17 protein-coding genes are annotated in these 21,348 nt (G+C 63.6%); 7 read left to right on the forward strand and 10 right to left on the reverse strand.

Features of this window, described 5'->3' with window-relative positions; translation table 11 throughout:
- Positions 1-8 precede the first annotated feature (8 nt).
- From GSQ90_RS30765 to GSQ90_RS30775, 3 genes are read right to left on the reverse strand one after another with little or no spacing between them, the layout of a single operon-like run.
- On the reverse strand, positions 9-1,532 hold the full coding sequence (locus GSQ90_RS30765) for an ABC transporter substrate-binding protein (RefSeq protein WP_210255024.1): 1,524 nt from the start codon (positions 1,530-1,532) through the stop codon (positions 9-11).
- A gap of 52 nt (positions 1,533-1,584) precedes the next feature.
- Positions 1,585-3,240, reverse strand: a complete 1,656-nt coding sequence (locus GSQ90_RS30770; protein ID WP_158818811.1) for a hydantoinase B/oxoprolinase family protein — start codon at positions 3,238-3,240, stop codon at positions 1,585-1,587.
- Positions 3,237-5,288 carry a hydantoinase/oxoprolinase family protein gene (locus GSQ90_RS30775; RefSeq protein ID WP_158818812.1) on the reverse strand — a complete coding sequence of 684 codons (2,052 nt, stop codon included), beginning with the start codon at positions 5,286-5,288 and terminating at the stop codon, positions 3,237-3,239. Before GSQ90_RS30775 ends, GSQ90_RS30770 begins: the two co-directional genes overlap by 4 nt.
- Before the next feature lie 345 nt (positions 5,289-5,633).
- Between GSQ90_RS30775 and GSQ90_RS30780 the strand changes: the two genes are divergently transcribed.
- Positions 5,634-6,953 carry an FAD-binding oxidoreductase gene (locus tag GSQ90_RS30780; protein WP_158818813.1) on the forward strand — a complete coding sequence of 440 codons (1,320 nt, stop codon included), beginning with the start codon at positions 5,634-5,636 and terminating at the stop codon, positions 6,951-6,953.
- On the opposite strand, the gene GSQ90_RS30785 is transcribed toward GSQ90_RS30780, so the two are convergent.
- Complete coding sequence (locus GSQ90_RS30785; protein ID WP_158818814.1) at positions 6,925-7,185, reverse strand: IclR family transcriptional regulator C-terminal domain-containing protein; 261 nt, start codon at positions 7,183-7,185, stop codon at positions 6,925-6,927. The two genes, GSQ90_RS30780 and GSQ90_RS30785, sit on opposite strands and share 29 nt — an antisense overlap.
- A gap of 85 nt (positions 7,186-7,270) precedes the next feature.
- On the opposite strand from GSQ90_RS30785, the gene GSQ90_RS30790 reads away from it, so the two are divergent.
- Entirely contained in the window at positions 7,271-8,206 is a 936-nt protein-coding gene (locus GSQ90_RS30790; protein WP_158818815.1) for a LysR family transcriptional regulator, read from the forward strand.
- A 56-nt stretch (positions 8,207-8,262) separates the two neighbouring features.
- On the opposite strand, the gene GSQ90_RS30795 is transcribed toward GSQ90_RS30790, so the two are convergent.
- The 3 genes from GSQ90_RS30795 to GSQ90_RS30805 form a co-directional block, all read right to left on the reverse strand.
- Positions 8,263-9,411 carry an FAD-binding oxidoreductase gene (locus GSQ90_RS30795; protein WP_158818816.1) on the reverse strand — a complete coding sequence of 383 codons (1,149 nt, stop codon included), beginning with the start codon at positions 9,409-9,411 and terminating at the stop codon, positions 8,263-8,265.
- 84 nt (positions 9,412-9,495) lie between these two features.
- Positions 9,496-11,085, reverse strand: a complete 1,590-nt coding sequence (locus GSQ90_RS32780) for an amino acid ABC transporter permease/ATP-binding protein (RefSeq protein WP_158818817.1) — start codon at positions 11,083-11,085, stop codon at positions 9,496-9,498.
- A gap of 107 nt (positions 11,086-11,192) precedes the next feature.
- A complete protein-coding gene (locus tag GSQ90_RS30805) occupies positions 11,193-12,014 on the reverse strand; it encodes an ABC transporter substrate-binding protein (protein ID WP_158818818.1) in 822 nt (273 codons plus the stop codon).
- Between the two features lie 105 nt (positions 12,015-12,119).
- On the opposite strand from GSQ90_RS30805, the gene GSQ90_RS30810 reads away from it, so the two are divergent.
- The 5 genes from GSQ90_RS30810 (at position 12,120) to GSQ90_RS30830 (ending at position 18,589) form a co-directional block, all read left to right on the forward strand.
- Positions 12,120-13,202: a LacI family DNA-binding transcriptional regulator gene (locus GSQ90_RS30810; RefSeq protein ID WP_158818819.1), complete on the forward strand. Its 1,083-nt coding sequence runs from the start codon at positions 12,120-12,122 to the stop codon at positions 13,200-13,202.
- A 140-nt stretch (positions 13,203-13,342) separates the two neighbouring features.
- Positions 13,343-14,890: an ABC transporter substrate-binding protein gene (locus GSQ90_RS30815; RefSeq protein ID WP_210255025.1), complete on the forward strand. Its 1,548-nt coding sequence runs from the start codon at positions 13,343-13,345 to the stop codon at positions 14,888-14,890.
- Between the two features lie 38 nt (positions 14,891-14,928).
- Positions 14,929-15,867, forward strand: a complete 939-nt coding sequence (locus GSQ90_RS30820) for an ABC transporter permease (protein ID WP_158818820.1) — start codon at positions 14,929-14,931, stop codon at positions 15,865-15,867.
- Positions 15,864-16,748, forward strand: coding sequence for an ABC transporter permease (locus GSQ90_RS30825; protein WP_158818821.1), 885 nt, complete (start codon positions 15,864-15,866; stop codon positions 16,746-16,748). Before GSQ90_RS30820 ends, GSQ90_RS30825 begins: the two co-directional genes overlap by 4 nt.
- Entirely contained in the window at positions 16,745-18,589 is a 1,845-nt protein-coding gene (locus GSQ90_RS30830; RefSeq protein ID WP_158818822.1) for an ABC transporter ATP-binding protein, read from the forward strand. Before GSQ90_RS30825 ends, GSQ90_RS30830 begins: the two co-directional genes overlap by 4 nt.
- Positions 18,590-18,671: 82 nt before the next feature.
- Here GSQ90_RS30830 and GSQ90_RS30835 read toward each other — a convergent pair whose 3' ends face one another.
- From GSQ90_RS30835 to GSQ90_RS30845, 3 genes are all read right to left on the reverse strand, one after another.
- Positions 18,672-19,385 carry a M24 family metallopeptidase gene (locus GSQ90_RS30835; protein ID WP_158818823.1) on the reverse strand — a complete coding sequence of 238 codons (714 nt, stop codon included), beginning with the start codon at positions 19,383-19,385 and terminating at the stop codon, positions 18,672-18,674.
- Positions 19,386-19,636: 251 nt separating this feature from the next.
- Positions 19,637-20,092, reverse strand: a complete 456-nt coding sequence (locus GSQ90_RS30840) for a hypothetical protein (RefSeq protein ID WP_158818824.1) — start codon at positions 20,090-20,092, stop codon at positions 19,637-19,639.
- A gap of 9 nt (positions 20,093-20,101) precedes the next feature.
- On the reverse strand, positions 20,102-21,277 hold the full coding sequence (locus tag GSQ90_RS30845; protein ID WP_158818825.1) for a M24 family metallopeptidase: 1,176 nt from the start codon (positions 21,275-21,277) through the stop codon (positions 20,102-20,104).
- Positions 21,278-21,348 lie beyond the last annotated feature (71 nt).

Raw genomic sequence — 21,348 nt, forward strand, 5'->3', positions numbered from 1 at the left:
GACCCGACCTAGACGGTGGTTTGTTCGAGGGTCGTGCCGGAATAGAAGGTGATCGGCCCGGGGATGTTGACGAAGCCCTGCACCTCCTTCTTCATCGCATAGCCTTGCGATCGCCAGGCGAGGCTGACGTAGGGGCATTTCTCAAGCGAAATCCTCTGCACGTCGCGATAAATCTGCTTGCGTTTGGCCGGGTCGAATTCGGAGCGGCCCGCCGCCAGCAAGGGCCCCAGTTCGGGGATGTCGATCCCATAGCTGCGCGCCGCCGACGGGGCGAGCGCGCCGTCGATGAGTTGCGAATAGCTTTCGGGATCGGCGTTCTCCCAGGCGGTGCCTTGCACCGCGATGTCGTATTGGCCTTTGTTGCCCATCGTCACGCGCGTCGCCCAGTCCGGCAGCGTCAGTTCGGCTGCAATGCCGATCTCGCCAAGGTGTTGCTGCACCACTTCCGCGGTGTTCTTATGCATGCCGTATTGGGCGGTGGAGAGCAGCGTGCACTTGAGGCCGTCGCCGACGCCCGCCTCGGCGAGCAGCGCTTTCGCCTTTTGCGGATCGTAGCGCCAATCATGGGCGAGGTCCGGTTCGAAATAGGGGGAATTGTCCGGCGTGGCGAAACCTTCCAGAGCGGCGCCGCGGCCAAAAAAAGCAGCCTTGACGATCTCGTCGCGGCGGATCGCATGCGCGACGGCCAGACGCACGCGCGGGTCGTCGAAGGGCTTTCTCTGGAAGTTGAATTGCAAAAACATGAAGGGGCCGCTGGTGCTTTCCAGCTTCAGCCTAGCGTCGGCTTCGATCGCCTCCATAGCCTGCCACGGCACATAGTCGATGATATCGACATCGCCGGCCTGCAGGGCGGCGACGCGCAGATTTTCGTCGGGATAGGCGATGAAGCGCACCTTCTTCAGCTTCGGCTTGCTCTTGTCGTAAAATTTATCGAAGGCGGCGAATTCGATCGACTGGCCGCGCTCGACATCGCCAAGGACGAAAGGTCCGGCGCCTTCGCCGGGGGCGTTCGCCTTCCACGACCCCTTGCCGATGATCGGCAGATAATAGCTGCCAAACCACAGCGGCAGCGTGACGATCGGCGTTTTGGTCGTCAGCGTCAGGGTGCGCGGATCGGGCGTCTCGATCTTGACGATGTCTTGCATCTGCGCACGCAGATAGGCCGTTGATTTCTCGGCGCCGACGGTCTCGATGGTGTAGCGCACGTCGTCGACCGTCACTGGCGCGCCGTTGTGCCAGAAAGCCTCACGCAGACGGATCGTCCATTTGACGCCGCCGTCATTCTCCCAATGTTCGGCGAGTTCGCCGCGTAGCGTTCCGTCCGGCGCATAGCCGAACAGGCCGCGATGCATCATCAATCGCATCGTCGCCGGCGACGTGCCGTTATTGAGGAAGGGCTCAAGGCTCGTTGGAAAGGCGGAGAGGCCGAATTTCAGCGTATCGCTGGTCGCCGCCGCGGCCTCCGCCAAGTGCAGGAACGGCAGACTGACGGTTGCGCCGAGAAGCCCGCGCCTTGAGATCAACATCGTCATGTCATGCTCTCTCTCTCGCTTGGCCGGCGACGCGGCGGTCGGGTCGGACTGGCTAAATGTCGATCCCATAGACGCTCCGCGCGGTGTCGCGGGATATTCTCTGTTCGGCGACGTCGCGCGCGACCTGCCCGGGATCGCGATCGCCCGGCGGACCATAACCGCCGGCGCCGGGGGTCATGATCTCGATGATCTCGCCGGAGCGAAGCTGGCCCTTGCCTTGCACGAACGGCGCCACTCCGGCGCCGAAACGGAACGCGCCGCGTCCGCCGGGTTTGCCCCCGAGGAGTCCCCACGGCGACGAATGGAGCCGCGAGCCATCGACCCTCACAAGGCAGTCGGCCTCCGCGCGGTAGACGCGGCGCAGACCCATGCCTCCGCAAAAGGCGCCGCCGCCGCCCGAATCGTCGATCAATTCGTAGCGCAGCAGCGTCAGCGGATATTCGAGTTCGAGGGCTTCGGCCGGCAAGTTCGACGTGTTGGTCATATGGACGTGGACGCCGTCCAATCCGTCCTTGCCGGCGCGCGCGCCGGAGCCGCCGCCGATCGTCTCGAGATAGACCCAGGCGCGGCCGTCCGCCGGATGCACGCCGACGAAGGTCGCCGAGGCGCAGGCGCCGTTGGCGGCGGCGGTCACCTGGTCGGGGACCGCCTGGGCCAGCGCTCCGTCGATCAGGTCGACCACGCGCTGGCAGGTAGCGATGCGGCCGTTGACCGCGGCCGGATGAACGCAATTGAGCACGCTGCCCTCTCGCGCCGTCACCGTCAGCGGCCGCGCAAGGCCGGCGTTCGGAAGGATTGACGGATCGACGATGCTCTTGACCGCGTAATAAACCGTCGAAAGCAGCGCGGTATAGACCATGTTGACGCCCGCGCGCACCTGAGGCGGCCCATCGAAAGCGAGCCGCATCTCGTCGCCGCGCACTTCGATCTCGACCGACAGGGTCAGATCGTCGTCGAGCTCCGGATTGTCGAAGCGGTCGGTGAAGCGATAGATTCCGTCGCGGATGGCGGCGATGCCGGCGCGCATCTTGCGCTCCGCATAATCCTGCAGCGCTTCGCCCGCCGCCAGCACGACGGACGCGCCATATTTCGCGCATAGAGCCTGCATGCGCTGCACGCCGAGGCGATTGGCGGCGATCTGGGCGCGTAGATCCGACAGGCGTTCGCGCGGCACCTGACAATTGAGCAGGATCAGCTCCTGCACATCCTTTTGCAACTCGCCAGCCGCGTAGAGGCGGATCGGCGGGATGCGCAAGCCCTCCTGATAGATATGAGCATGGCCTCGATCGGCGAAATCGGCATGATGGGCTGTGTTCACCGCCCAGGCGATAATGGCGCCGTCGAAGAAGATCGGTTCGGCGATGACGATGTCCGGCAGATGCGTGCCGCCGCCTTCGTAGGCGTCATTGCCGATGAACATGTCGCCCGGGCGCATCTGCGCGACCGGATGCCGCTTCAGGATATGGGGAATGATGCCGATGAAGCTGCCAAGATGCATCGGAATATGTTCGGCTTGGCACAAGGTGTTGCCGCGCGTATCGAACAGAGCGGTTGAGCAATCGCGGCGCTCCTTGATATTCGTCGAATGGCTGGCGCGAACCAGCGCCTCGCCCATCTCCTCGGCGATCGAGGCGAAGGCGCTGCCAAGAACCTCGACGGTGATGGGATCGACAGCGACAGGCCCTGGCGAAGGTGCGTTCACGGTCATGCCGCCTCCAAGATTAGATTGAGATAGGGCTCGACGCGCGCGCTCCAGCCGGGTGGCACTACAGTTGTGGCGTCCATCTGCTCGACGATGGCCGGGCCGGCGATGCAATTGCCGGCGTCGAGCTTGGTCCGGTCATAGATCTTGCACATGACCCACCCCTTCGCTTCCGGCATCCAGACCTCGCGGCGTCCGACCACGGCGGCCGAGGCGTCCGGTCCGGCGTGCGGGCGCGGCGCGAACGACGCCTTCGCGACAAGGCCCGCCGCTTCGAGGCGAAACGTGACGAGTTGCACGGTCTCGCCCTCAGCGGCAAAGCCATAGAGGCGCTGGTGCGCGGCCGTGAAGTCGTCTGCGAGCGCCTTGAGCGTGGCGGCGGCGATCGGGCCGCTCGCGATCGGCACGGCGATCTCATAATTCTGCCCGGCGTAGCGCATGTCGACGGTGCGGACGATCTTGCGGGCGTCCGCGGCCACATCCTCAGCGCCAAACCATTGGCTGGCGCGATCTTCGAGTTCTCTGAAAGCGGCGACCATCGGCGCCGCGGCGTCGGCGTCGAGCGTCAGCAGCTTGGTCGTGGCGAAGTCGGCGCGCAAATCGGTGAGCAGCAATCCCATCGCGCATAAGATCCCCGGATTGCGCGGCACGAGAATCTGTCTCATTTCCAGCTCGCGCGCCAACCGGACCGCGTGGAGCGGTCCAGCGCCGCCAAAGGCGATCAGGGTGTAGTCGCGCGGATCGTGCCCGCGTTGGACGCTGATCACGCGGATCGCCTTGGCCATATTGGCGGTGACGACGGAGAGAATGCCCTGAGCGGTCGCCATCAGATCGAGCCCGAGCTTCTCGGCCAGACCCGCTATGGCGGTCTTGGCGAGGTCTTGGCGGATCGGCAGACGCCCGCCCAGCAGATGCGTCGGATTCAATGTCTGCAGCACGACATTGGCGTCGGTGACCGTCGGCTCGGCATTGCCGCGGCCATAAGCGACCGGCCCTGGATCAGCGCCAGCGCTGCGCGGTCCGACTTTCAGCAATCCGCCATTGTCGACATAGGCGATCGAGCCGCCGCCGGCCCCCACGGTGTGGATATCGAGCATCGGGGCTTTGATCGGATAGCCGTGAATAGTCGCCTCGCCGGCCAGCCGGCATTGGCCGTCGGCCAGCAGCGCGACATCGGTCGAGGTGCCCCCCATGTCGAACGTGATGAGATTGGGAAGGCCGGCGACGCGACCGATCGCCTGGGCGGCGACGACGCCCGTGCTGGGCCCCGACAGAATGGTGCGCACAGGCAGCCGCGCCGCCGCCTCGAAGCTGATCACGCCGCCATTCGACTGGGTCAGATGCGGCGCGGCGGTTATGCCAAGGTCAGCGAGGCGTCCGGCCAGACGCTTGATGTAGCCCTCCATCACCGGGCCGAGATAGGCGTTGACGACGACCGTCGACAGGCGTTCGTATTCGCGAAATTCCGGCGCCACCTCATGCGACGCGCAGACGAAGGCCTCGGGAAATTCCTCCGCGAGAATGCGCAGCACCGCCTTTTCATGCTCGGTGCGAACGAAGCTGTAGAGAAACGCGACGGCGACCGCCTTGACGCCCGCGGCGCGGAGCTTCCGCACAGCCTCGCGCGCCGCATCCTCGTCCAGCGGCAATTCGATCGCGCCGTCATGGCGGACGCGTTCAGGCACGCCGATGCGCATGTCGCGCGTCACCAGCGTCTCGGGTTTGTCGGCCTGAATGTCATAGAGATCGGGACGTTTCTGCCGGCCGATCTCCAGGAGATCGCGAAATCCGTCCGTGGCGATGAGGCCGGTCTTTACGCCCCGATGCTGGATCAGCGCGTTGGTGCCGACCGTTGTGCCATGGCCAAAATAGCCGACGGCGCCCGCTTTGGCGGCGACCTGGGCGAGCCCCTCCTCGACGCCTTGCGTGATGCCGCGCGAGGGATCGTCCGGCGTCGAGGAAACTTTCCAGACATCGACCTGTCCGCTGGAATCATCGAAGAGGCAGATGTCGGTGAATGTTCCGCCGGAATCGACTCCTACGCGCCAAGCCATGCTGCCTTCCTTATGTCTCGTCGGAATGTCGTCTCTTGCGGCCAAGCGCGATGAAAGACGCGCCAGAGACTTCTGTAAACGCCAGGATCGCACTAACTGTTATGACAATATCGTCGTCGCCGCAGGGCCGGCCGCGCAACGATTCGTAAAAACCAAGTCCCAATAGCGGCTTGCCTTATTCCGACGCGCCTGGTCGCGGCGGCGTGCGGCGCATCCGCATAGCTGCTATTCACAATGCCGCGACGCCTCGATGTTCCGCCGCAGCGTAGACTGAATGTTGCGCGCGTTCGCCGGCAGCCTGACGCGGCGGCGCGTTGAAGATTTGCCCAGCAGAAGAGGTCCCTCATGGCGCCCCGTCCCGATCACGTCGCCTCGAGCGCGACTTGGCCTCAGCATGTCGACGTCGTCGTCATCGGCGGCGGCATCGTCGGGGCGAGCGCCGCGCTGTCTTTGGCCGAAAAGGGGATCAGCGTCGCCCTTTGCGAGAAAGGGCAGATCGGCGCCGAGCAATCCAGCCGAAACTGGGGCTGGTGCCGCAAGATGGGACGCGACATATCGGAAATGCCGCTCGCTTTGGAAAGCCTGCGCATGTGGGAGCGGATGAACGAGCGGACCCAGGCCGAAACGGGGTTCCGCAAAGCGGGCATCGTCTATCTATGCGAGTCCCAGGCGGATATCGACCAACACGAAGCCTGGCTGGAGCAGGCGCGGCAATTTCAGCTCGATTCCCGGCTTCTGAGCCCCGACGAGGTGGATCGATTGCTGCCGGGCTCGTCTCGGCGATGGCCGGGGGCCCTCTATACGGCGACCGACGGCCGGGCGGAGCCGCAAAAAGCGGCGCCGGCTATCGCCAGCGCGGCGGCGCGCGCAGGCGCCTACGTCTTCACCAATTGCGCCGTGCGCGGCGTCGAAACCAAGGCTGGCCGCATTGCGGGCGTCGTCACCGAGCGCGGGCCGATCCGCTGCGAGTCGGTCCTGCTGGCCGGCGGCGCCTGGTCGCGGCTGTTCTGCGGCAATATGGGCGTCAATTTCCCGCAATTGAAAGTGTTGGGCTGCGTCGCGCGCACCGAACCGATCGATGGCTTGCCCGACTACGCTGTCGGCGCCGGCAATTTCGCTTTCCGCAAGCGTCTTGACGGCGGCTACACGATTGCGCAGCGCAACGGCAATCTGGCGCCGATCGTGCCGGACAGCTTTCGCCTGTTCTTTGACTTCGCGCCGACGCTGATCGCGCAGTGGCGGGAGCTTCGGTTGCGCGTCGGGCGCCGCTTCCTCGAGGAATGGCGCATCCCCCGGCGCTGGTCGCTCGACGGGCCGACGCCGTTCGAGACGGTGCGCGTGCTGGATCCGGAGCCGAGCGACGCGATTCTCGACCAGGGCGCCGCGAATCTCGTTCGGAACTTTCCGGCCTTCAAAGGCATGAAGATCGCCGAACGCTGGGCCGGGCTGGTGGATGTGACGCCGGACGCCGTGCCGGTCATCTCCGCGGTTCCCGGACAGCCGGGATTTTTTCTGGCGAGCGGCTTCTCCGGCCATGGGTTTGGTCTTGGTCCGGCCGCCGGCAGACTGGCTGCCGACCTTGTCGCCGGCGATGCGCCGATCGTCGATCCGGCGCCCTTCCGGTTTGAGCGCCTCGTTAAAGGAACCCGGCCTTCGGCCGCATGAAGGAGGACGTCTTGTTCTGCGCGCGGTTCGGCGGCGGAAGCTGCTCGATCGTGGCGATCGCTTGCTGAAGTTCGGCGACAATAGTGGCGACTCGTTCATGATTCAAATAGGACAACGGCGCTGACACAGTGATGGCGGCGGACGCGTGCCCGTCGCGATCGCGGATGGGGAGCGCAACGCCGCCGCAATCGGCGACAAAATCAGCGCGATCGAAGGCATAGCCGCGCGCCACGGCGTCTTCAACGAAGCGTCGGATTTGCCCGCCCGTCTAGCCGAGCGCTTGATAGTTCGCAGCGTTCTGGACGAAGATCAGGGTGATGAACCAATCCGACCTCGAATATTTCGTGAAAGTCGTGGAAGCTGGGAGTTTCTCCCAGGCGTCGATCCTGCTCGGCGTCGCCCAACCCGCTGTCAGCCGCCACGTCAAGGAGCTGGAGGCGGAGCTCAAAATCAATCTGCTCTATCGCAATGGCCGCGGCGTCGTGCTGACCGAAGCAGGCGAGAAACTTTATGTGCGCGCCAGAGCCATTCTCGAGCAGATGACCGACGCCCGTCTGGAAGCGCTGAGTCTGGCCGGCGGCAGCATCGAAAGCGCCGCCATCGGCTTGCCCGCCTCCGTCGCGCGGTTGCTAGCGGCGCCGCTGTTCGAAACACTGCGCACCGCCTATCCCAACGCCAGACTCCGCCTCATCGAAGCGTTCAATGGGCACCTGCTGGAGTGGCTGGCGGCCCAGCGGCTGGATGTCGCCATTTTATACGCGAGCGAAGCGACCCAGCGCTTGAACGCGGATCCCCTTTTCGTCGATCGGCTGTCGTTGGTCGTGGGCGGCGGCAGGGCGCTGCCGCCCGAAACGCCGGCGGCCGCGCTCGGCAATCTGCCGTTGGTCTTGCCGAGCCGGTTGCACGGCCTGCGTCACCAGCTTGAGGTCTGGGCCGCCAGGAACGGAATCGAGCTGAATGTCCGTGCGGAATGCGACGCCTTCTGCGCCTTGCTGGAGCTTGTGCGCCACGGTTCCTATGCCACGATTTTCCCCGGCGGCGCGATACGTGAAGAAATCGAAACTCGGAGGCTCGCCAGCTCGCTGATCGTGGACCCGTATGCCGAGCGCTCTCTGGTGCTCGTCACCCCGATCAATCGTCCCGTCACCGCCGGCACAACGGAGCTGCTGCGCATGGTGAAGCAACTTGTGCGAACCATGGACGCGGCCGCGGGCTGGAGCCCCGCCGCATCGCACGCTGCGCCACAGCCCTGAACCAGAGCGTGTTCAGCGTGGGAGCTCGTTCCTCGCGCCTCCGACAGGCGCGCAAGTTATGAAGACCGGGCGGCGCGTCGCCCTTCAAACCGGCGCGGGTGAAAATTCGCCAGCAGCGGATGCGGCTCGCCCGTCGCGATCTCATCCGCCAGCAGCTCTCCCGCGATCAAGCCGAGCGTCGCCCCGCTATGACTAAAGGCGACGTAATAACCCGACACGCCGTCGAGCTGTCCAAAGGCCGGCTCGCCGTCTTCCGGTATCGGTTTAGGGCCGACGCCTAGCGAATCGAGCGCGAGCACGGGATGGCCTTCGAGGACGGCCGATGCGGCCTCGAGGAGGCCATGGACTGTCGATTCTTTGACGTCATAGGTCCCGTCCGGCTGGATCGCGACCTCCGCTTCCGACCATGCGGAATCCAGCACGAGCGCGCCAGTCGGCGTAGGTCTGACAGCGACGCGCGGCGTATTCAAAACGGCGCGCAGCAGGACTTCGGTGGGTTTCGTCCTGACGAGGAGGGCGATCGGCGTCGCGTCTGGCACATGTTTCCCCACCTTCGCGACGAAGGCCGGCACGGCGGCGCCCGTCGCGACGAGGACTGCGTCCGCGCCGAAACGCCGGCCATCGGCCGTGCTTACGCTATCAAAGCCCCCGTTGGCGACATTGACGGAGGCTGGTCCGGCGTTGGAGACAAGTTCGCCTCCGAGCGCCGCAAATTCGCGGAGCAGAACCGTGATCAGGGATGGCAAATCGACCCAGCCTTCGCCGGGATTGAAGATGGCGCCTTGCGGTGTAATCGCGCGAGGATCGACTCCCGGCGTCACCGCGGCCACGTCGTCAGCGGTGAGTAGTTGAGCTTCGTAGCCGATGCTCCGTTCGTGTTTGAGCGCCGCGGCGATGCCGTTCGAATCGCCGTCGGCGTCCCAGGTCAGGCCGCCGTCGAAACGCAGCCACCCCGCGTCGGGATGTCTTGTCGCCAAGGTGCGGTAACGGTCTATGCCGATCATTCGCAGCCGATGGTATTCGGCCGAGCGCATGCGCGAGGAGTTGATCCACGAGAGCGAACGGCCAGAGGCCCCGTTTGCTGGAGGCCCGTCGGTGACGAGGATTGCGCCGACGCCGCGGCGCGCCAGGTGCAAGGCGGTCGAGACGCCGAAAATGCCGCCGCCGATAACGACGACGCGGGAGACAGGAGCAGAGAATGCCATGACTATGCTTTCATTGACCAAACGAAGACAAGTTGCGAGGCCGTTTCGATCGAAGAACGAACCGGCGCCGCGCGATGATCCGCCTCACAGCATTTCCGACAGGAAGCGTTTCAACCGAGGGCTCTGCGGGTTGTCGAAAATCGCCTCTGGCGAACCGGTCTCGACCACGACGCCCTCATCCATGAAAACGACCTGATCCGCCACGCGTCGCGCGAAGTTCATCTCATGGGTCACGACGACCATGGTCATGCCGCTGCGGCCGAGCTCGGCCATGAGGTTGAGAACGCCTTTAACGAGCTCAGGATCGAGCGCGCTTGTCACTTCGTCGAACAGCATCAGCTCTGGCTGGAGCGCGAGCGCGCGGGCGATCGCGACGCGCTGCTGCTGGCCGCCGGACAGATCGATCGGACGGTGATGAATGCGCGCGGATAAGCCGACTTCCGCGAGCCGCTCGGTGGCGATCCGTTGCGCCGCGGCCGCCGGCATGCACTGCACCTTGCGCAGCGCAAGCGCGACATTGCCAAGCGCGGTATGATCCGGAAACAAGTTGAAATGCTGGAACACCATACCTACTCTGCGGCGCAGGGCGTCCTGCTTCACCCCGAGCACGCTTTGCCCGTCGAGACGGATGTCGCCGCCGCTCGGTTCGACCAGCCGATTGATACAGCGCAACAGCGTCGACTTGCCCGAGCCGGACGGGCCAATCACGCATGTGATCGCGCCCGCTTCGACTCTCAGGTTGACGCGCCGCAATACCTGGAAGTCGCCATAGGACATATCGAGGTCGTTCACTTCCAGGCTTGCGCCTTTGCGGGCGCCGACTGCCGAGCGTCCGCCGGAAGCAGCGACTTTCTGCGGCATAGCCTGATCGAGGAGCGAACCCGACGCCGACGCCGACAACGCGTTCGCCCTCCGCGCGGCGTCCGCGACCTCGCTGACTTCCTCAAGCCCGCTCGATACCGCCTTGATCCGCCGGCCAGCGCGAAGCCGGTTGTCGATCGCGTTGACGACGTGGGTCAGGGGTACGGTGATGAGGAGGTAGAATATGCCTGCCAACATGAGCGGCGAGAGGTTGCCCGACACCACGGCTTCGTCTTGTCCGACCCGGAAGAGTTCCCGTTCGGAGGCCAACAGACCTAGAAAATAGACGAGGCTCGAGTCCTTGATGTTCCCGATGAACTGATTGACGAGAGCCGGCAGCACGCGCCGCACGCCCTGCGGAATGACGACGAGGCGCATACCAAGGGCATAGGTCATCCCCAAGGCGCGGCAGGCTTCCAACTGGCCTCGTTCGACGCTCTGAATCCCAGAGCGAAAGATTTCGCCGATATAGGCGCCCGCGATGAGGCTGAGCGCGAGGATGCCAAGCGGGTAGGGCGAAGGCCCGAAGATCTGGCGTCCGAGGCGGGCGAGGCCCTGTCCGATCAGAAGAATCGTCACGATCGCCGGCAAACCGCGGAAAATATCGGTATAGACTCGCGCCGGCGCTCTGATCCATGCCGAGCGCGATATCCCCATCACAGCCAGAACCATGCCGATGACGATGCCAAGAAGCGTCGAGGCGATAGCCAGCAGCAGTGTGTTCTTCAGCCCGACGAACACCATGTTCGGCAGCACATCCGCCATGGCCCGCCAGTCGAAGAAGCTCCGACTGATCACTTCGAACCAACTCATCGGCAGACATCCTCAACAAGCGGGCGAAGGTCCTTCCAACCGAGGCCTCACCGCGCGAAAGTGAGCCGCTTCGCCTTGTGCTCGCTCATAGTCGCACACAGGGCCGGCTACTTCTTGGGAAGATATTGCTCCGGCATCGGCGAGCCGGGGAACCACTTGACGTAGAGGGTCTTCCAGGTTCCGTCCTGCATGGCCTCGTGCAGCGCCTTGTTGAGCGCCTCGCGGAGAGCGTCATTGCCCTTCTTGACGACGAAGCCGGCTGGCGCGTCGAATGAGGGAATGTTGATGGCCAGACCCAGCCCCTTGAACCGTTCGGCATATTGTTTGGCCGCTTCGTAATCGAGGAAATGCGCGTCGATCGATCCGCTATTGAGCGCGGAGATGGCCGAATTGTTGTCGGGGAAGTTGACGATGTCGGCTTTGACGAAATGGGCCTTCGCATAGGCTTCCTGCAGCGTGCCTTGCACGACTCCCAAGCGCTTGCCGGCAAGATCGTCGGCGCTCTTGATGGCGTCGCCGGCCGCCAACACCGTCAAATAGCCCGCGAGATAACCGTCGGAGAAGTCGACCGTCTTCTTGCGGGCGTCGGTCGTTCCGATCGCGGCGACGGCGACGTCGAACCGACCATTGGCCACGGAGGGCAGCAGCGCAGAGAAATCCTGGCCCGTGAAGGTGACGTGATCTTTGTCGAAGCCCAATCGCCGCGCAACATCGCGGAAAAGTTCGACGTCGAATCCGCTGAACTGACCGTTCGCATCCGTGAACGCATAGGGCTTGGCGTCGCCCATGCTGCCGACGCTGATCGTCGTCGGATCAAGAAGGCCGTAAGGGTTGCTGGCCGGCGCGCCAAAGCCGGCGCCTGGCGCCGCCAGCGCCAAGTAGCCAAGGGCTGCCGAAAATAATGCTCTTCTACGGTTGACCTTGTCCATTTAGTCCCTCCGACTATAATAGAGACCGGTCTCAATACCAAATGAGACCGGTCTCATCAATTCATTTCTGCAAACGCTAGAGATGTGGCCCCAATAGAGCGCCCAATGCACGAAAGGTTCGCAGCAAAACGCCCCGCAACCGTCGCCGATGTTGCGGCGGCGGCGAATGTCTCAAAGGCCGCCGCCGCAAGGGCGCTAGGCGGCTATGGCTCGGTCAGCTCCGCGGTGAAATTGAAAGTTCTTGAGGCTGCGCGGCGTCTCGACTATCGCCCCAACGAACTCGCGCGCACCATGGCGACCGGCCGTTCGGGCACGATCGGCGTCATTATCGGAGACATCGAGAATCCTTTCTTCGGATCGGCGGTGCGGGGGCTCAGCGACTGCGCGGCGCAATCCGGCTTCGACGTGATTCTTTCCAATTCCGATGAAACGATCGCCACTGAACGCGCGGCCGTCGCGGTGCTTTTGGCCAAGAGAGTGGACGGATTGATCGTTGCGCCGGCCACGATGCATGACAAAGCTCATCTTGAGGATGCTCGAGCGCAGGGCTGCCCTCTCGTTCTTCTCGATCGCGAGGCGCCGGGACTGCTGGTCGACGTGGCGATCGTGAATAATCAGGAGGCGGCGCGCGATGCGACGCAACTTCTCATCCTGGCGGACCACCGCCGTATCGCCTATGTCACCGCCACGGCCGCGGCGGATGTTTCCTACGAGAGCCCAGAACAAATCGCGCTCGCGACCGTGCGCAGCCGGATCACGGGCTTTTTGGAGGCGTCGACTTTGGCCGGGTTGCCCGAACCTGGCCGCTACATCCGACTCGGCGCGAACAATACCGCGACCGCGCAGGCAATCATTGCCGACCTTCTTAGCGCGCCAGATCGGCCGACAGCGATCGTCGCATCCGACAGCAAGATCGCTTTGGAGGTGTTCCGGGCGGCAAAAGGGCTGGGATTAGCCATTCCTCGGCAGCTCTCGCTCGTCGCGTTCGACGACGCCGACTGGACGAGCGTAGTTTCGCCTGCTGTCACAGTTGTTGCGCAGCCATCCTACCAGCTCGGGTTCGAGGCCGCTCGCATGCTGATCGAACGCATCGGCGGAACGCGTACGGAGCCACGTCGTTGCATCCTCGCGACCACGCTCATCAAGAGGGAGTCGACTGCTTCGCCGCCGATGCGCGGAGACTTTTAATTCGTAATCGGAAATCCGACACCCTATCGCAGCGCCAACTTTTATGAATGGATAGGGAAGCTTGTCGAGCGCGCCCGCTTCCCTTGCGTCCGCATGCCAGTTGCGGCCATAATCGCTGCAGCGGTGAGGAGCATGAACCCATGATGAAAATTTTTGGAGCAACACTCGTCGTCGCGGCGCTCCTGGCCGCTGGCGGGGCGCAAGCGCAGAAAAAGACGCTCGTGATCGGCATGGGTTCGGCCGACGCCGGTAAGCTCGATCCGCATGTCGCCTCGACGACGCCGGACAAGGGCTTGCTACAATATATCTTCAATGGCTTGGTGCGCATGAAGCCTGGCCAGATCAGTCCCGACACGATCGAGCCCGACCTCGCCGAAAGCTGGACGTCCAATCCCGCCGGCACGGAATGGACTTTCCACATCCGCCAAGGCGTGCAATGCCATTGGGGTTATGGCGAGTTCACCGCCGAGGACGCGGCCTATTCGATCAAGCGCGCGGCGAACAAGAACACCTCATCCTATTCGAACGACTTCTCCAGCATCGCCAGCGCCGATCCACTCGACAGATACACGCTGAAGATCACGTTGAAAAACCCGGTTGCGGGCTTCCTTGGCTATGTCGCCAACATCAACGGCGGCAATATGGTGTGCAAGAAGGCCGCCGAGGAGATGGGCGACGGCTTTTCAAAGAAGCCGATCGGCACCGGCCCCTTCATGTTCGCAGAGTATCAGCCGCAGCAATATGTGCGCCTCGTTGCCAACAAACAGTATTTCCGCGGCGCGCCGATGCTCGACGAGATTATGTATCGTTATATCCCCTCCGATTCGAGCCGCGATCTCGCCTTTCAGTCAGGCGAGCTCGACATGATCTACGGCAAACAGGACCAGTCCTGGGTCGATCGCACCAAGCAGTTGGAGGGAGTCAAAGTGCTGGCCATGGAGCCCGGCGAATTGTCGACTTTGTTCCTCAATATCACGGTCAAGCCGCTCGACGACATCCGCGTGCGCGAGGCCATCGCCTACGCCATCGATCGAAAGTCGATCGTTGCCTTCAAGGGCGCCGGCTCGTCGCGCGAGGCGGTCTCGGTCGTGCCATCAGGCTATCTCGGCACGGACGAGCATGCGCCGCTCTTCCCCTATGACCCCGCCAAGGCGAAGGAGCTCCTGACCGAGGCCGGCTACCCCGACGGCCTGCCTGTCAAGACCATCCACACGACGCTGACCGGTATGGAAACTTTCATCGAAGCGGCTCAGGCGCAGTTGAAGAAAGTCGGCGTCAATCTCGACATCCAACTCGTCGAGCACGCGACCTACCACGCCCAGATCCGTAAGGATATGTCGCCGCTCGTGCATTATCAGGCGGCGCGCTTTCCGGTCGCCGACGTCTATCTCACCCAATTCTATGATTCGGCCTCGATCGTCGGCACGCCCAAGGCGGTGACGAACTTCTCGCATTGCAATGTCGCGGACGACGAGATTCGCGCCGCGCGCGTCGAGCCTGACTCAGTAAAGCAGAAAGAGCTCTGGAAGACGGCGCAGGAAAAGATCATCAAGGCTGTCTGTGGCATCCCCGTCTACGAACAGCTCCAGCTCTGGGCCTGGAAGGACAATCTCGATCTTGGCTACGAGCTGAAAGGCTCGCTCAATCTCGCGCCGCCGGTCACGGAGAAGACGCATTTCCTGAATTGAGCGGCCCCTTCGCGGGCGGCAAGGCTGGATGATCGACCATGACCGCCTTCCTCATCCGCCGTATCGCCTTCGCTTTCGTAACGCTGTTCTCGGTGCTCACGCTCGTTTTCGTGATCGTGCGCATCCTGCCGGGCGACCCGGCGCAACTCATCCTCGGCGACCAGGCGTCGCGCGAGGCGATCGAGGCGATGCATGTCAGGCTCGGCCTCGATCAGCCGATCCTGCTGCAATATGCAAGCTTTCTCGGCAATGCGCTGCGCGGCGACTGGGGCGTGTCGATGATGACCGGACAGCCGGTGCTCGCCGAGGTCCTCAACGTTCTGCCCTGGACCATCGAACTGACGCTTGTCTCGCTCGCGCTCGGCATTGCCATCGGCGTGCCGCTCGGCGTCTGGGCGGCGGTGCGGCGCAACCGCTTGGCCGACTATATCGTGCGGATAGCCTCGCTCGCGGGGCTCTCTTTTCCCGCCTTCGTCTCCGCCATCATTCTACTGTTCCTGTTCGCCATCGAGCTGCGCTGGTTTCCGGTAATCTCGGCGCATAAAGGCAGCCTTCAGGCGTGGACGCAGTCGATCACCCTGCCGGCGATCAGCCTCGGCCTGAATAGCGCCGCCTACATCACGCGCGTGACGCGCTCGGCCATGCTCGAAGTGCTGTCGGAGGATTACGTGCGCACGGCGCGCGCCAAGGGCGTGCCGCAGCGGATCGTCGTTTGGCGGCATGCGCTGCGCAACGCGCTGATCCCGATCATCACGGTGGCCGGGCTCTATCTGTCGACCCTGATCGGCAATTCAGTGCTGACCGAGATCGTGTTCAGCCGACCGGGCCTCGGAAAGCTAATCGTCGGCGCCCTGAACCAGCGCGACTACACGATGCTGGAGGGGATGATGGTGATCTACACCCTCGCCGTGGTGGTCGTGAATCTTCTGTCCGATCTTGCGTACGGCCTCGTCGATCCCAGGGTGAAGCTCGCATGACGGAGATTGTTCTAACCCCCGCGCCGTCGCGGCCGCCGACTGGCCTCTCGGCATTGTTGCGCGCTTTCAACGCCAACAAGGCCTCCTGGATCGGTCTCGTGATCGTCATCCTGGTGGTGCTCGCCGCAATCTTCGCGCCGCTGCTCGCGCCCCATGATCCGCTGGAGCAAGACATCCTTGATCGGCTGAAGCCGCCGACGACCGATCATCTTCTGGGCACTGACTATTTCGGCCGCGATACGCTCTCCCGGTTGCTTTACGGCGCCCGCGTCTCGCTCATCATCGGCGTCGGCGCGACGCTGATCGCGATGGCGCTCGGGACGGCGATCGGCATGCTGGCCGGCTGGCGCGGCGGTCGTTTCGATGCTGTCGCGATGCAGGCGATGGACATGCTCCTCGCCTTTCCCTCGCTGATCCTCGGGCTGATTATCGTAGCAATGCTCGGCCCGTCCATGCCGAACATTATCGCTGCCATTGCGTTGACATCGATACCGACTTTCGCCCGCATCGCGCGGGCGCCGACCATCGCGATGAAAGGGCGGGACTTTATTGAGGCCGGCCGGGCGCTTGGCTTTTCTGACACGCGCATTCTTACTCGCCACATTCTGCCGAACATCTTCCCCGAAATCCTGGTGATGGCCACGCTCTGGCTGGCGAACGCGATCCGCACCGAGGCTTCCCTCGCCTTCATCGGACTCGGCCTCAAGCCGCCGACGCCGACCTGGGGCGGCATGATCCGCGAAGGTTTCGAGAACATCCTCGATTCGGCATGGCTCGCGATAGCGCCCGGCGTCGCGATCCTGATCGTGGTGTTCGCCTTGAACCTTCTTGGCGACGGACTGCGCGATGCGATCGATCCCAAGCTCAGGAATGAGACGTGAGCGCCGCGTCCGAGTCTGTTCTTTCCATCCGCGATCTCTCGGTCTCCTTTCGCGCGGACGGCGTCTGGCGGCCGGTCGTCGAGGGCCTGTCTTTCGATGTCGGTCCTCACGAGACCGTGGCGGTGGTTGGCGAATCCGGCTCTGGCAAGAGCGTCACGGCGCTTTCCGTCATGCGCCTGCTGCCACAAGCCAACAGTCGGGTCGAGGGCGTAATACGCCTCGACGGGCGCGACATCCTGAAGCTGTCGGAAAAGGAGATGCGCGAGGTGCGCGGCGATGTCGCCTCGATGATCTTCCAGGAGCCGATGACGAGCCTCAACCCGGTGCTCACCGTCGGCTTCCAGATCGCGGAGGCGCTGATCTATCATCGCCAGCTCGACCGCAAAGCGGCCGAGGCTGAAACGCTGCGCATCCTCGAACGCGTGCGCATGCCGGCCGCGCGCCAGCGCTTAAATGAATATCCGCACCGCTTTTCGGGCGGCATGCGCCAGCGCGTCATGATTGCGATGGCGCTCGCCTGCAATCCAAAGCTGCTCATCGCCGACGAGCCGACCACTGCGCTCGACGTGACGGTGCAGGCCCAGATCCTCGAACTCATCAAACTGTTACAGGACGAGGAGGGTATGGCGGTCGTCTTCATCACCCATGACATGGGCGTGGTCGCCGAGATCGCCGATCGCGTCGTGGTGATGTGGAAGGGCAAGAAGGTTGAGGAAGGCGCGGCCGCGCAAGTGCTGGAGAAACCACGGCATCCTTATACCCAGGCGCTGCTGGCCGCCGTTCCCCGCCTAGGCTCGATGAAGAGCGAGCCCTTGCCAAAGCCCTTTCCGGAGATCGAAGGCGCAGAGGTCGCACCGAACTCCGTCTTCGCGCGGGTGGACAGGGAGAGCGAGGCGGCCCGCGCCTCTCCCCCCGCTCACCGCTCGATTCTCGAAGTGACCAACCTCGTTACGCGCTTTCCCGTCCGTTCCGGAATCTTCGGCCGGGTGTCGGGCCGCGTGCATGCGGTCGAGGATGTGTCCTTTTCGCTGCATGCTGGCGAGACGCTTGCCCTTGTCGGCGAATCCGGTTGCGGCAAATCCACAATCGGCCGCTCGCTTCTGAGGCTAGTCGAGCCGAGCGGCGGGCGTGTGCTATTCGAGGGGCAGGATGTTCGCGCCCTCGATCGAGAGGGCCTGCGTATGATGCGTCGGCGGATGCAGATGATTTTTCAGGACCCGTTCGCGAGCCTCAACCCCAGGAAAAGCATCGGGGCCGCCATCGCCGAACCTATCATCGTCCATGGAATCGCCCCGCCGCGCGAGGCGCCCGACCGCGTGGCCGATCTATTACGCAAGGTGGGCCTGACGCCCGACATGGCGGAACGCTACCCGCATGAGTTCTCGGGTGGCCAGCGCCAGCGCGTCGCCATCGCCAGAGCGCTCGCGCTGGCGCCGAAGCTGATCGTCGCGGACGAAGCGGTGTCCGCCCTCGACGTCTCGGTGAAGGCGCGCGTCGTCAACCTGATGATGCGCCTCCAGGCGGAGATGGGCCTCGCCTTTTTGTTCATCTCTCACGACATTGCAGTCGTCGAGCGCATCAGCCACCGCATCGCGGTGATGTTTCTCGGCGAGATCGTTGAGATCGGTCCGCGCGCCGCGATCATCGAGAACCCTTGTCACCCCTACACCAAAAAGCTGATCGCGGCGGCGCCGGGGCTCGACCCGGCGCGCCGAGCCGCCAGGCGCGGCGTCTCGAATGAGGAGGTTCCGAGCCCGCTGCGACCGGCCGATTACCTGCCGCAGCCGCGTCTCTACCGCGAGGTGGCGCCAGGGCATCTGGTGCAAGATTTCATCGCGTGAGCGAGACAGCACGCAAAGCAGCGAAGTCCGCGGGTCTGTGGGCTCCAAGTTCGCCTCAATTCGAAGGTTCGCGGAAGGATGATTATGGCATGTCGCCTGCCAGCAGGCGTTCGTAGAAGCCGCCGAACGCTTTGTCAGACGAAACCAGGTGGATCTCCAGGATCCAGTGCCGCACACGACCGTTGGTGTCGAGATCGCGCATAGGCTCTGGGTTCTCGGGGCTGACATGGTGGATCTGCTTGACGCCGGGGATACGGGCGTGGGGGAATTCGGCGACGATATGGCCGGCGATTTTGCCGCCGAACTTCCAGCCGGCCTCCTCGGCCGAAGCGCACGCAAAGGCATAGAGCTCGGCGCCGGTAATGCCTGGACTTGTGTCGAAATGGCGCTTCACTTTCTCGAATTGGCGCGGCAACTCCTGGCAGAGCGCATGCTTGCTGGGATCGCCGCCCACCGCATAGCTGCGACCGACGTCGGCTTCCCATTCCTCGAACACCGGGCCAAGGTCGAGAAAGACGATATCGTCATCCTCCACCATCCGGATCGGCGGATTGTCGGCGGCGACAGAGAGCGTATTGATGCCGGCGCGCACGATGCGCTTGTGCCAATCGCGCTCGATGCCGAATTGCTCCTTGGCGAGGGTGCGGATATCCAACTCGATCTCGCGTTCAGTCCGCCCCGCCCTGATGAATTCGGCCGCCTCAATCGCATCGAGCAGCCTCAGCGCCATGCGCTCGGCTCCCATCAGCGCCTCGGCGCGTGCTGCCTCATCATGATGGCCGAGCGGCTGGTCCATGGCGTCCTCGTTCTTTTCGCGATATATCCATCCGAATACAGCGGCGGCAACGCCGACTCAAGCGCTTGTTCTCGCGACAGGAACCAACGGCGGTGCAGAGCACCAGACGTGCACGACGGACGAGACCTGTGACGGGCGATCGATCTTCCGTGTCGCCGATGTTCGCGCGCATCATCGAACAAAGCGTTCGCATGGTCTTGCTCGCGGAGACGACCAAGGGCGTCCACATCGAAGCCTGCACGGGATCGGCTTCAACCGTCAACGGCAATCAGGCGATCGATCGACTGATAAACCTTACTGCCGTCTGCCGAGCACGGCGGTCCCGAGCGCCATGGCGTTTTCGTCGACACGGAGCCCAGCCCCACGGCGGTATGTGCGCCATGATTGTATGCGTGCGTGACGCCAAGGCGGGTCGAGGCGAATGAGAGACCGCTTGCCTCTACAATCGGCAAGGCGTCGATGTCTGCCCGCAGCGCAAGCTTTCGATTGGATAGCCCCGCTTCGCCGACGACATCGACGACAATGCCGGCGCCCGGGACAGGCCGCGGCGTGAGCCCACGTTCACATAACCGGTTACGGATGAAGGCTTGGGTTTCCCGCTCCTCGTTCGACAGCTCGCGATGGGCGTGCAGATGTCGTCGCGCGGTGATCATCTCGGCGAGCAAAGCCTGGTCGAGCCCGGGAACATTGGTGGTCCGGTCCGGCATTTTCGTTCCTCAAGCTTTGACGAAGATGTCGCGCGGCAGGTTCGTCAACGTCTCGCAGCCCGTTTTGGTGACGAGGATCGTCTCGCTGATCTCGATGCCCCAACCATTCATCCACATGCCGAGAATCGCATGCAGGACATGGCCGGGCTCCAGCACGGTGCGGTCGCCCTGCCGCAAGCTGATGGTGTGCTCTCCCCAGTCCGGCGGATAAGCGACGCCGATGGAATAGCCGATCCGCGATTCCTTCTTGAGGCCATGGCGTCCGATCGCGTCGCGCCATGCCGCCTCGACGTCATGGGCGTGCGCGCCGGGTTTCATAGCGCGGAGGACGGCGTCCATGCCTTCGAGGACGGCGTTTTCCACATCGGCGACCTGACGTGGCTTGTCGCCGAGCTGCATGGTCCGGGCGAGGCCGGCGGTATAGCGCCGACACGCCCCGGCCAGTTCCAACGCGACCGTCTCGCCCTTTGCAAACCGACGATTGCTCCACATGACATGCGGCGCAGACGCGTTCTCTCCGGCCAGAATCGTCGGCGGCAACGCCGTAATATCGCCGGCAAAGTCCGGATGGCCGCCATATTGAGCCGCCTGAATCGCCGCGACGGCGTCGCATTCTCGAACGCCCGGTTCGATGATCTCGTAAGCCTTCCGGACAGCGGCTTCGGCCAGACAGGCGCCCTGGCGCAAATACGCAATTTCGGCCGGCGACTTTACCGCGCGAATCCAATTGACGAGCAGATCGGCATCGATGAATTGCGCATTCGGCAATGCCGTCGTCAGCCGCGCATGCGCCTTGGCCGAGTAATAATAGGCTTCGAGCTCGATGCCGATCCGGCCGCTGCCCCAGCCTTTCGCGGCGATCCATTGTCCGATCCAGTCCATTGGATGACGGTCCGGCTGCTGAACATGGTCTTCCGGAAATCCCACAATATTTTCGGTTTTCATCCAGGCGGTGAGCCTGCCGCCTGCCGCATCCATGGCTCGGCCGATCCAGACCGGCTCGCCGACCGCCGGAACCAGAACCACCTGCGGCGTATAGAACGACCAGCCGTCGTAAGCGGTGATGTAATGCTGATTGGCGACATCGTTGACGATCAGCAGATCCAGTCCTCGATTCGACATCTCCCGTCGAATCTTAGTCAGACGATTCTCATATTCGAGGGGCGCGAAGGGCAACGGCGCCATGGACAGGTCCTCCAGCGGCGAGATTGAAGCGTCACTGCGACGAAGTGTGTGACTCAACGTCGATCCGGCCA

The sequence above is a fragment of the Methylocapsa sp. S129 genome, from assembly GCF_009765995.1.
Classification (GTDB): domain Bacteria; phylum Pseudomonadota; class Alphaproteobacteria; order Rhizobiales; family Beijerinckiaceae; genus Roseiarcus.

Excerpts from the sequence above, each read along its gene's own strand:
- GSQ90_RS30805 (WP_158818818.1), bottom strand. The coding sequence starts at position 12,014 with ATGGACAAGGTCAACCGTAGAAGAGCATTATTTTCGGCAGCCCTTGGC.
- GSQ90_RS30810 (WP_158818819.1), top strand. The coding sequence starts at position 12,120 with ATGCACGAAAGGTTCGCAGCAAAACGCCCCGCAACCGTCGCCGATGTT.
- GSQ90_RS30815 (WP_210255025.1), top strand. The coding sequence starts at position 13,343 with ATGATGAAAATTTTTGGAGCAACACTCGTCGTCGCGGCGCTCCTGGCC.
- GSQ90_RS30775 (WP_158818812.1), bottom strand. The coding sequence starts at position 5,288 with ATGGCTTGGCGCGTAGGAGTCGATTCCGGCGGAACATTCACCGACATC.
- GSQ90_RS30770 (WP_158818811.1), bottom strand. The coding sequence starts at position 3,240 with ATGACCGTGAACGCACCTTCGCCAGGGCCTGTCGCTGTCGATCCCATC.
- GSQ90_RS32780 (WP_158818817.1), bottom strand. The coding sequence starts at position 11,085 with ATGAGTTGGTTCGAAGTGATCAGTCGGAGCTTCTTCGACTGGCGGGCC.
- GSQ90_RS30790 (WP_158818815.1), top strand. The coding sequence starts at position 7,271 with ATGAACCAATCCGACCTCGAATATTTCGTGAAAGTCGTGGAAGCTGGG.
- GSQ90_RS30835 (WP_158818823.1), bottom strand. The coding sequence starts at position 19,385 with ATGGACCAGCCGCTCGGCCATCATGATGAGGCAGCACGCGCCGAGGCG.
- GSQ90_RS30840 (WP_158818824.1), bottom strand. The coding sequence starts at position 20,092 with ATGCCGGACCGGACCACCAATGTTCCCGGGCTCGACCAGGCTTTGCTC.
- GSQ90_RS30765 (WP_210255024.1), bottom strand. The coding sequence starts at position 1,532 with ATGACGATGTTGATCTCAAGGCGCGGGCTTCTCGGCGCAACCGTCAGT.
- GSQ90_RS30845 (WP_158818825.1), bottom strand. The coding sequence starts at position 21,277 with ATGGCGCCGTTGCCCTTCGCGCCCCTCGAATATGAGAATCGTCTGACT.
- GSQ90_RS30820 (WP_158818820.1), top strand. The coding sequence starts at position 14,929 with ATGACCGCCTTCCTCATCCGCCGTATCGCCTTCGCTTTCGTAACGCTG.
- GSQ90_RS30825 (WP_158818821.1), top strand. The coding sequence starts at position 15,864 with ATGACGGAGATTGTTCTAACCCCCGCGCCGTCGCGGCCGCCGACTGGC.
- GSQ90_RS30795 (WP_158818816.1), bottom strand. The coding sequence starts at position 9,411 with ATGGCATTCTCTGCTCCTGTCTCCCGCGTCGTCGTTATCGGCGGCGGC.
- GSQ90_RS30780 (WP_158818813.1), top strand. The coding sequence starts at position 5,634 with ATGGCGCCCCGTCCCGATCACGTCGCCTCGAGCGCGACTTGGCCTCAG.